General features: G+C 72.4%; 10 protein-coding genes. 8 read left to right on the top strand and 2 right to left on the bottom strand.

What is annotated here, in order from left to right; translation table 11 throughout:
* The first annotated feature begins 503 nt into the window (after nt 1–503).
* The 3 genes from NBZ85_RS32790 (at nt 504) to NBZ85_RS22290 (ending at nt 2,127) form a co-directional block, all read left to right on the top strand.
* Nucleotides 504–734, top strand: a complete 231-nt coding sequence (locus tag NBZ85_RS32790; RefSeq protein ID WP_308205027.1) for a ricin-type beta-trefoil lectin domain protein — start codon at nt 504–506, stop codon at nt 732–734.
* Nucleotides 735–1,277: 543 nt separating this feature from the next.
* Entirely contained in the window at nt 1,278–1,700 is a 423-nt protein-coding gene (locus NBZ85_RS22295; protein ID WP_261558255.1) for a ricin-type beta-trefoil lectin domain protein, read from the top strand.
* Between the two features lie 121 nt (nt 1,701–1,821).
* The gene (locus NBZ85_RS22290) at nt 1,822–2,127 is read left to right on the top strand and encodes a GNAT family N-acetyltransferase (RefSeq protein ID WP_261558257.1); all 306 of its coding nucleotides are present in this window, start codon (nt 1,822–1,824) and stop codon (nt 2,125–2,127) included.
* Here NBZ85_RS22290 and NBZ85_RS22285 read toward each other — a convergent pair.
* Entirely contained in the window at nt 2,103–2,927 is an 825-nt protein-coding gene (locus tag NBZ85_RS22285; protein ID WP_261558258.1) for an RICIN domain-containing protein, read from the bottom strand. The two genes, NBZ85_RS22290 and NBZ85_RS22285, sit on opposite strands and share 25 nt — an antisense overlap.
* A 268-nt stretch (nt 2,928–3,195) precedes the next feature.
* Between NBZ85_RS22285 and NBZ85_RS22280 the strand changes: the two genes are divergently transcribed.
* Entirely contained in the window at nt 3,196–3,804 is a 609-nt protein-coding gene (locus NBZ85_RS22280) for a nucleoside/nucleotide kinase family protein (RefSeq protein WP_261558259.1), read from the top strand.
* 134 nt (nt 3,805–3,938) lie between these two features.
* Nucleotides 3,939–4,799 carry a ribonuclease FAU-1 family protein gene (locus NBZ85_RS22275; protein WP_261558260.1) on the top strand — a complete coding sequence of 287 codons (861 nt, stop codon included), beginning with the start codon at nt 3,939–3,941 and terminating at the stop codon, nt 4,797–4,799.
* Here NBZ85_RS22275 and NBZ85_RS22270 read toward each other — a convergent pair.
* Nucleotides 4,772–5,233 carry a TIGR03668 family PPOX class F420-dependent oxidoreductase gene (locus NBZ85_RS22270; protein WP_261558261.1) on the bottom strand — a complete coding sequence of 154 codons (462 nt, stop codon included), beginning with the start codon at nt 5,231–5,233 and terminating at the stop codon, nt 4,772–4,774. The two genes, NBZ85_RS22275 and NBZ85_RS22270, sit on opposite strands and share 28 nt — an antisense overlap.
* 198 nt (nt 5,234–5,431) lie before the next feature.
* Between NBZ85_RS22270 and NBZ85_RS22265 the strand changes: the two genes are divergently transcribed.
* The 3 genes from NBZ85_RS22265 (at nt 5,432) to NBZ85_RS22255 (ending at nt 9,355) form a co-directional block, all read left to right on the top strand.
* The gene (locus NBZ85_RS22265) at nt 5,432–7,075 is read left to right on the top strand and encodes an ABC-F family ATP-binding cassette domain-containing protein (RefSeq protein WP_261558262.1); all 1,644 of its coding nucleotides are present in this window, start codon (nt 5,432–5,434) and stop codon (nt 7,073–7,075) included.
* 64 nt (nt 7,076–7,139) lie between these two features.
* Nucleotides 7,140–8,090 (top strand): LURP-one-related family protein, encoded by a 951-nt coding sequence (locus tag NBZ85_RS22260; protein WP_261558263.1) that lies wholly within the window; start codon nt 7,140–7,142, stop codon nt 8,088–8,090.
* Nucleotides 8,091–8,362: 272 nt separating this feature from the next.
* Nucleotides 8,363–9,355: an extracellular catalytic domain type 1 short-chain-length polyhydroxyalkanoate depolymerase gene (locus NBZ85_RS22255; protein ID WP_438803101.1), complete on the top strand. Its 993-nt coding sequence runs from the start codon at nt 8,363–8,365 to the stop codon at nt 9,353–9,355.
* Nucleotides 9,356–9,410 lie beyond the last annotated feature (55 nt).

Raw genomic sequence — 9,410 nt, 5'->3', positions numbered from 1 at the left:
TGCCTTGGCTATGCCGTGGCGGGCCTCCCGCCCACGGCTGCCCTGCGCGCCCACGGAGAGGACCGCCATGTTCTCGCGCTGGGCGATGCGCGGTCGCAGGGAGAGGCCGCGCGCCTCGGCCGGCACCGCCGACGTCGCGGCCCACCCGCGCCAGGTCTGGCGGTCCCTCCCGCGTGGCCTGCACCACTGAGCAATCCGGGCTTCGGGCTGTCGGTACAAGAGCGGTTCGGCGTTCACCACGGTCGCACCGGCTGGCAGCCGACGCCGCGTCCGGACGCGGAGGATCGCGGATGGGCGGGTAGGCGAGAGTCATGCGACCGAAGTCGGCGACGGTCGCGCTGTTTGGGTAGATTCGCCCACCACCTACCTTCCTGCAATCCGCATTCTGGTTGACGACGCCATCCCGCCCACGAACAATCGATTTGACAGCAAAGCATGATTCTCGTGCGGAGCCCGGGTGCTCAACGGCTGGGTCGGCCGCGCGCCAAGAAGCGGGGTGGGTCATGGCAGGTGTGCAAGATGGAATTTATCGGATCACGCTCGACGGGAGGCAGGTACTGACCGGTGCCGCCGCGGACAATGTCGTCCTACTGCCGGAGCACGCCGGCCGGCAGGAATGGCAGTTCCAGCAGGCGGGCAGCGAGACCTGGGTGATCCGTCGGGCGGATTCCTCGCAGTTTCTCGGCTTCGACGGCAAGCCGGATACCTTCGAGCGCGCCCGGACGTTCGGGTAGCCGCGGGAATGGCGGATCAGCGACGGGCCGCGGCTCGATGCCTTCACCATCGGTGTGCCGAACAACGAGCTGACCCCGGGGCTGCACCCGGCGCTCGTCTTCCCGCCGCTGATCGCGCTCTCGCCGGTCTTCAGCGAGGATAACGGCTGGAGCTTCGAGGGCATTGACCAGCCGCGCCCATCGGTTTGTCGGCCATCCCCGCAAGAATGCGGACGCGGGCGGGTCCGCTGGGCGTGCCAGTGCGAGAGTGACGAGGAATCCCGGCTACGGTCATTTCGCTGCCCCGCGGAATCCGGTGTGGCGCTCGCGGCCTGTCGGGCCGGGCGGGGGCATGATGGTGCCCGGCGCCGCGGGCGGCGCACCTCACCTTCGAATGACACGTCCATCGCGCATCCCCATGCCCGCGCGCCGTTGCAGTACCCGCCGCACCGGCAACCCGCCGGTACCGGCCGCGCAGGGACATCCTGCCGCGGCGCGGCATCATCCCGCCCAGAGCCGGCCGTGTCACGGCCGGCTGCCTGACGACCAGAAACGGGGCTGACCGTGGGAAAGATCGCTGACGGCGTATACCGAATCCGCATCGACGGCCGGGACAACCTGACTCTGAGCTCCCCCGATCGCAACAACATCTTCCTCCTGCCGGGTGAGGGCCCCGGGCAGGAATGGGAGATCAAGCAGTCCGGAAACGGTAGCAACGGTGACAGCACCTACACGATCCGGCAGGCCTCCGCGCCGCTGTTCGTCGGTTTCGACGGTTCCCCGGACGTCTTCGAGCGGGTCCGGCCCCTCCCGGAGCCCCGCGAATGGCGGATCACCGAGGGGCCACGACCGGGCACGGTCAACATCGGCGTCGTGGAGAACGACCTCACGCTCGGACTCCACCCCGCACTGATCTTCCCGCCGCTGGTGGCCCTGTCGCCCGTCTTCAGCGAGGACCGCGGCTGGTCCCTCCAGCCCGCCGGCTGACCCCCGGCTGAACCCGTAGTGGCGTGCCGCGGCGGCCCCTCACGGGGCGGGTCCGCCGCGGCACGCCCCTGCCGGGAACCGGTCCCCACCCACTGATCTGGCCTCAGGCCAATCTGCTGCCATGAACATTCCCACGCTGACGACAACCCGGCTGATCCTTCGGCCGATCGAGAACGGGGACGTCGACGGGTTCACCAGGATCTGGGCCGACTGGGCCGACCCGGAGTTCGCCCGGGCGGGGCTGTGGAGCGAGCCGGGCTGGCCCGGCGTCGAGGCGATCTGGTACATCGGCCGGCCCTGGTGGGGGCGGGGATACGCGGTGGAGGCGGCGGCCGCGTACCTGCACGAGGAGACGCACGCGATCTACCCTGTCAGCCGCGAGGACTGGACGGCGCCGGTGTGTCAGCCGCGGTCCCATCGCTGGTAGGAACCACCGTTGCAGTCCATGGTGTAGAGCTGCCGGTCGGCGTTGCTGTCCAGGCATCGACCGGTGCCGACGCTGACGAAGTTGACCGTGCCGTACCGGTCCTCTCGCATCGTCCACCGCTGTCTGTCGCCGGTTGCGCAGGCTACCGGGAAGGCTCGGCCGTCGCTGTCGCTGGCGAGGCAGAGGCCGGTCGCCTTGTTGCTGAGAACGATTTCTCCGTACCCGTACGCCGTCCACTTCTGGTAATCGGTGCCGTTGCACCCCAGGGTGTAGCCGGACTCGCGGTTGCTGTCCAGGCAGAAGCCGGTCGCGAGGTTCGCGAAGGTGGCCGGGATGGTGCGGGCCGGCGCCGGGGCAACCTGGGCCGGTTCGCGCCGCGTTGCCGCGCCGACGGGACCGGCTTGCGCGCCCGGCGCCGCGGCGCCGGCTGTGGGCGCCGGGAGCTTGCCCGGCAGGGGAGTGGCAACGACCCGCGGAGAGCTCGGCGCCGTGCTCGTGGCCGACAGGGCGGACGCGGACGGGGACGGAGACGCGGACGGGGAGGCCGCGGAAGGCGGCGGTGTACTCGGTATCTTGATAAAGTCGAAGGCGGTCGAGGTGGATCGGCCCGGCGGCTGAGGCGGCGCCCCGGCCCGGGGGATCCGGTCCGGGATCGTGGCAGCGGAGCTCGCGTCCTCGGAGAAGTACGACCGGGAACCCCAGGCCGCCGCGAGGCCCACCACCACTGCGAGGACGGCGAGCGGGACGACGAAGTAGGCGATCACCCGACCGCCACGCTGGGATGTGCCCCGAGCGGACATCGGCCGACTCCCTCCCCACGTCCTAACCTGATCCCAACCCCGGCCGGGGTGATATCCGACAAGTCGCACCTTGACCATATTCGTGCTTTCCTGTCGTGGAAGGAGGCGGCTGGTAATCCTCGAATTGCCGCGTGTCGACGATTTGGGAAAGCTTGAATGAACACGCAGGTCGCGACGCGCCAGGCCGCCGGGAGCGGCGAACCGTTCGGCGTCCTGCGGAACCCGGTCCGGCGTGCGTGCGTGGGTGAGGGCGAGGGGAGCTGCTGAGGTGGGGGACAGCCGCGTCGGGGCGAGCCCGGCGCCGGGCATCGCGCGGTGGGCGGCCGGCCTTGCGCCGCGGGCGGGGGACACGCGGGTACTCGCCGTCGACGGGCGCTCCGGCGCGGGTAAGACGACGCTCGCGCAGGCCGTCGCCGAGCGACTCGACGCGCCCGTGGTGCAGATGGACGACCTGTACGACGGGTGGGACGGGCTCGCCGCCGGCATCGATCAGCTCGTCGCGCGGATCCTGCGGCCGCTGGCCCGCGGGGAGCAGCCATGCTGGCGCAGCTACGACTGGCACCGGCGGTGCTACGGCGCCGACCGGACCCTGGACCCGGCAACCGCGACCATCGTCGTCGAGGGTGTCGGCGCCGGCGCGCAGGCGGGGGCGCCCCTGCTCAGCGGGCTGGTCTGCGTCGCGGCCCCGGTGCAGGTGCGGCGGCGGCGCGCCCTCGCCCGGGACGGGGACACCTTCGCCCCGCACTGGGAACGCTGGGCCCGCCATGAAGATCGGTACTTCGCCGCCGAGGACGTCGCAGGCCGGGCCGACATCCTCGTCAACGGCGCGCCCGCCGGGGACGGGACAATCACCAGGTGGACAGCTGGCGGCCGCTGATCAGATCCGGTCCACCGGTCAGCCGAGAGGGCTTCCCGGGCCGTTCGGCTCGGGCGGGCCGCGCGTTCGGTCCGGGCGGGCGGGCCGGAAGTCGCGGCCCACGCGGGCCTTCGCCGTACAGTCAGGCGGTGACGATGCCGGAGAGTCCAGCGGTCAATGGTCCTGGTCCCGCCTCGACGCCGCCCCGGCCGGCCGGGGTCTCGGCTGCGGGGGCGTCCTCGACCGGGTCGATTTCCCGCCTGGCTGCGGAGGCGGCGCCGGGCGGAGCTGCCAGGAGCCTGACAACGGCCGCGCCGTACACGCCCGGCGAGGTGGTCGTGCACCGGTCGTTCACCACGAAGCGGCTGGTCTTCGTCCGGACCGGCCACGTCGTCGGCCACGACGAGCGCGGCCTGCGGCTGTGGATCCCGCACGGCTGCCCGATGGCCGTCGAGCTCAGCGCCGACGGCCGCGGGCTACGGGACATGCCCTTCGCCGAGTGGATCCGCCAGCCGACGGTGATGACGACGACCGTGTGGCGCGGGCCGAACATCTTCATGCTGATCCCGCCGCGGGGCGCCAACTCGGTGTGGTGGTTCTGGGACTGGCAGGGACGGTTCGTCCGCTGGTACATCAACCTGGAGGAGCCCGCCGTCGCCTGGCGTCACGACGACCTCGTCGGCGTCGACACCACCGATCACGACCTCGACCTGTGGGTCACGCCGGAGCGGACCTGGGAGTGGAAGGACGAGCACGAGCTGGAAGAACGTCTCGCCTACCCCGACCACTACTGGGTGCCCGATCCCGACGCGGTGCGCGCCGAGGGGGAGCGGCTACTACGGCTGGTGGAGGCCGGCGCGTTCCCCTTCGACGGCACCTGGACCGACTTCCGGCCGGACCCGACGTGGCGAACCCCTGACGCGCTGCCCGCCGGGTGGGACCGCCCCCGCGCCTGGAACTCCCGAGGCCGGGGCGGGCCCGACGTGGTTCAGGCGGCCCCGGGGGAGTCGGCGTAGGACCAGCCGGACCAGCGGGTCACGGCCACGACGATGGCGGGTCCCGCCGGCGGGATTTGCTGGTACTGCGGGTAGCGCGCGGTCAGGGCGGCGACGGCCGTGGCGTGCCACGGATCCCCGGCCTCCACGATGCGCGCCTTCCCGTCGGCCCGCGCCCACCACAGTCGCGCCCAGTCGTCGTCGTAGTGGTCGACCAGCAGGCTGACCAGCGGGTTGTTGCGGATGTCGCGCAGCCGCCGCAGCCCGGTCCGGGTGCTCTTCGGCTTGTGGTCGACGACGGTCACAATGTGGCTGGCCCCGAGGGTCCCACGGACCGCCTCGACGGCAAAGGTCACGGGTACCACGAGCGGCTGGCCATCCGCGCCGACGGTGGCCAGCCGGGCCACCCGAGCGGCGGCGAACCGCGCTCGGGCCTCGACACCGCTGAGCCGCATGCGTCCACTATCCCCGCGGACTCCCGTATTGCGGACTCCCGTATCCCCGCGGACTCCCGGCCCCGAGACTGGACAAGGGATCGAACCTGTGTTCTCGGCCGGGGTGAGCGGCTCGACCTGCCCGGGTTCGGCGGATGCCCTGGCAGCGGTGCGTGGGCGGGCAGCCGCGACACGCCGGCGATGCGGGAGACTGGCCAGGTGTCCGCAACTCTTGTCGCCTCCGGCCTCACTGTCACCCGCGGTGGGGCGACTGTTCTCGACGGTGTTTCGCTCACCGTCGCACCCGGCGATCGGCTCGGGGTGGTGGGGCCGAACGGCGTCGGCAAATCGACGTTGCTGCGGGCTCTCGCCGGGCTGGTCACCCTGGACGAGGGGCGGGTCGATCTCGCGCCGCCGACCGCGGGCGTCGGCCTGCTGCCCCAGGAACCCGACCGGCTGCCCGGCGAGACCCTGCGGGCGTTCCTCGCCCGCCGCACCGGGGTCGACGCCGCGCAGCGGGAACTCGACGACGCCGCGCAGGCGCTGTCGGCGGGCGTCGCCGGTGCCGACGACCGGTACAGCGTCGCGCTGGAGCGCTGGCTCGCCCTCGGCGCCGCCGACCTCGATGTCCGCGCCGAGGAGGTCTGCGCCGAGCTGGGCCTGCCCGCCGACGCCCTCGACAGCCCGACGACCGCCCTGTCCGGCGGCCAGGCCGCGAGGGGCTCGCTCGCGAGCGTCCTGCTGTCCCGCTTCGACATCACCCTGCTTGACGAGCCCACCAACGATCTCGACTTCGACGGGCTGGACCGGCTCGAACGCTTCGTCCGCGGGGTGTCCGGCGCGCTTGTCGTCGTCAGCCACGACCGCGAGTTCCTCGACCGCACCATCGACACCGTCGCCGAGATCGACCCGCACAAGCACGGTCTCACCCTGTTCGCCGGCGGATGGGCGGCTTACCTGCAGGCCCGCGAGGTCGCCCGGCGCCAGGCCCGGGATCGGTACGAGGACTACGCCGACCAGCGTGACGGTCTCGTCGCGCAGGCGCAGCGCCAGCGGGAGCAGTCCGTGCGCGGCTCGGTGCGAGCCAAGCGGCGGATGCCCGACAGCGACCGGGCCGCCCGGGGCGCGCGCATCGAGGCGGCGACGAAGAGCGCCGCGCGAGTCCGGTCGATCGAGTCCCGCCTCGACCGGCTGGAGGGGGTCGAGGAGCCGCGCAAGGAGTGGCAGCTGCGCATGTCGATCGCGGCCGCCCCCCGTTCCGGCGACGTCGTCGCGACCCTCACCGGTGCGGTCGTGCACCGGCCCGCCTTCACCCTGGGACCGGTCGACCTCACCGTTGCCTGGGCTGACCGGATCGTCATCACCGGGCCGAACGGCGGCGGCAAGACGACCCTGCTGGGCGCGCTGCTCGGCCGGCTGCCGCTCGACGCGGGCGGCCAGTCCCTCGGCACCGGGGTGCGTCTCGGCGAAATCGACCAGGTCCGAGGACTGTTCCGCGGCGAGACCACCGCCCTCGTCGTCGCCGAGCGGGCGACGACATGGCCTGCGGCCGAGGTCCGTACCCTGTTCGCCAAGTTCGGCCTCGGCCCGGACCAGGTGACCCGGCCCGCGGCCTCGCTGTCGCCGGGGGAACGGACCCGGGCCGGCCTCGCGCTGCTGCAGGCCGTCGGAGTGAACTGCCTGGTGCTCGACGAGCCGACCAACCACCTCGACCTGCCCGCCATCGAACAGCTCGAACAGGCGCTCGCCGGCTACACCGGCACGTTGCTGCTCGTCACCCACGATCGCCGCATGCTCGACACCGTCGCGGTGACCCGCCGCCTGCACGTCACCGGCGGCCTCGTCGCCGAGAAGGCGCTTTGATGTCGGGACTCGGACACCGATGTCGGTGTGGCCTTGTGCGGGTGGCAGATGCCAAAGTGGCGCCATGACGCAGACCGTCCCGCCAGGCTGGTACGCCGATCCGAGCGGGCAGCACGGTTCCCGATGGTGGGACGGCAACCAGTGGACCGAGCACATCCAGCCGGCGGCGCCGCAGGCCCAGGCCGGTGAGGGCGGGCAGCCCGGCGGGGCTGCCTACTACTCCGAGGGCGGGCAGCCCGGCGGGGCTGCCCACTACGGCGGGGCCGGGCAGGGGCAGGGCGCGGCCGTGCCGGGGCAGACGTGGGGCACGCCGTTGGGCGTGCAGCCGGGTGCGGTGCATACCAACTACAACGCCGAGCAGGTGCAACGGCAGGTCGAGGAACAGGCCGGTGTGCAACCGGCGGGGCCGGGTGGCGGGACGCTGTTCAGTGAGCCCGTGCTGGTGGTCAACCAGAAGACCAAGATCATCGAGGTGACGAACGAGTACGCCGTGTTCGACCAGGGCGGCCGCCAGATCGGCTCGGTCGTGGAGGTCGGCCAAAGCGCGCTGAAGAAGGCTGCACGGGTGCTCACCTCCTGGGACCAGTACTTTTCCCACCGTCTCGAGGTCCGCGACGCCGCCGGCACCGTCCAGCTGCTCCTGCACCGTCCGGCGAAGGTGTTCAAGTCCAAGGTGATCGTCTCGCTGCCGGACGGCGCGGAACTCGGCGTCATCGCGCAGCAGAACGTCTTCGGCCGGATCCGGTTCGATCTGCAGTCGGGCGGCACGACGGTCGGGGCGATCAAGGCGGAGAACTGGCGGGCGTGGAACTTCTCGATCGTCGACCACGCCGACGTCGAGGTCGCCCGGGTCACCAAGACCTGGGAGGGCCTCATGCGGACGATGTTCACCACGGCCGACAACTACGTTGTCCAGATCCACCGGCCGTTGCCGCAGCCGCTGCACAGCCTGGTCGTCGCCGCCGCCCTCACCATCGACACGGCGCTCAAGCAGGACTCCCGCGGTCTCGGCTGAGTCGCCCCAGCTGACCTCTCACCCTTCTCACATCCGGCGGTCCTACCTTCGGCAACGTGAGGTCGTGGATGCGGTGGGACACCGCCGGCGCAGTCGGACGGGGCCGGGCGCGTTCGTCCGGGACGGAGCGCGCGGCATCCGGCGGGATGGCTCGAGGCCGGCCGTGGCGCCGGCGATCCCCGCGCCCCGCGCCGGCCGCCGCGGCCGGTCTCGTCATCGGTGTCCTGCTTCTCACCGCCCTCGGTGCGTGCGGGGGCGGCAGATCGGCCGGTGTGGGGGAGGCCAAGGGCGGCACGGGACCGGCTGGACCAGGCTCCGCGCCGCCCTCGGCCTCCCCGCCCTCGACTTCCCCGGCGACGGTCGGGAGTATCGGCGGGCCAGCGCTGCACGCCGGTACCACGGGTCGCACACTGACCACCCCCGACGGCCGTCAACGCACCTACCTCGTCCACGTGCCGTCCGTTGCCGCCCCCGCGACCAGCGCGATGCCCGCGACCAGAGGCGCGTTGCCAGTCGTGCTCGTCCTGCACGGCGGCGGCGGGTCCGCCCGCCAGGCCGAGCAGCAGACCGGGATGAGCGCGGTCGCCGACCGGGAGGGCTTTCTCGCCGTCTACCCGGACGGCACCGGCCGGCGCCAGACGGCTCTGCTGACCTGGAACGCGGGCACGTGCTGCGGCTACGCCCACGACAACGGCGTCGACGACGTCGGCTTCGTTGCCGCCCTGCTCGACCAGCTGTCCCGGGACTACCCGGTGGATCCGGCGCGGATCTATGCCACCGGGATGTCCAACGGCGCGATGATGTCCTACCGGCTGGGCTGCGAACTCGCCGGGCGCATCGCCGCGATCGCCCCCGTCTCCGGCGCCATGAACACCACCGCCTGCGCGCCGAGCCGGCCCCTACCGGTCATCGCCTTTCACGGCACCGCTGACGACAAGGTCCGCTACGACGGTGGCGAGTCGTCCATCGGGCTGCGCCAGGGCGACGAGCGCGCCGACCGGTCGGTGGCCGAGGCGATGGCGTTCTGGACCGGCCGCGACGGCTGCCCGGCCACGCCGGCCCGTTCCCGGCAGGGCGCCGTCGTCCACGGCGTCTACGGCCCGTGCGCGCTCGGCGGCGCCGTCGAGCTGTACAGCATCACCGGCGCCGGGCATGCCTGGCCAGGAGGTGCCCGACCACGCGAGCAGGCCGATCCGCCGCCGCCGGCACCGGACGCCTCCGCCGTCATGTGGGACTTCTTCACCCACCACACCCTCGCTGCCTGATGGGGACCGCCGGGCCGGCGTAGCGCAGGCTCGGCGCCGGGTAGCCGTCTGGCAC

Origin of the sequence: Frankia tisae (assembly GCF_025403405.1) — a bacterium.
Lineage (GTDB): Bacteria > Actinomycetota > Actinomycetes > Frankiales > Frankiaceae > Frankia > Frankia tisai.
Note: the sequence above shows the minus strand (reverse complement) of the source record. Positions and strands in the feature narration are given on the sequence as shown.

Coding starts and splice junctions, on each gene's coding strand:
- NBZ85_RS22275 (WP_261558260.1), top strand. CDS start 3,939: ATGCCGGAGAGTCCAGCGGTCAATGGTCCTGGTCCCGCCTCGACGCCG.
- NBZ85_RS22285 (WP_261558258.1), bottom strand. CDS start 2,927: ATGTCCGCTCGGGGCACATCCCAGCGTGGCGGTCGGGTGATCGCCTAC.
- NBZ85_RS22260 (WP_261558263.1), top strand. CDS start 7,140: ATGACGCAGACCGTCCCGCCAGGCTGGTACGCCGATCCGAGCGGGCAG.
- NBZ85_RS22290 (WP_261558257.1), top strand. CDS start 1,822: ATGAACATTCCCACGCTGACGACAACCCGGCTGATCCTTCGGCCGATC.
- NBZ85_RS22270 (WP_261558261.1), bottom strand. CDS start 5,233: ATGCGGCTCAGCGGTGTCGAGGCCCGAGCGCGGTTCGCCGCCGCTCGG.
- NBZ85_RS32790 (WP_308205027.1), top strand. CDS start 504: ATGGCAGGTGTGCAAGATGGAATTTATCGGATCACGCTCGACGGGAGG.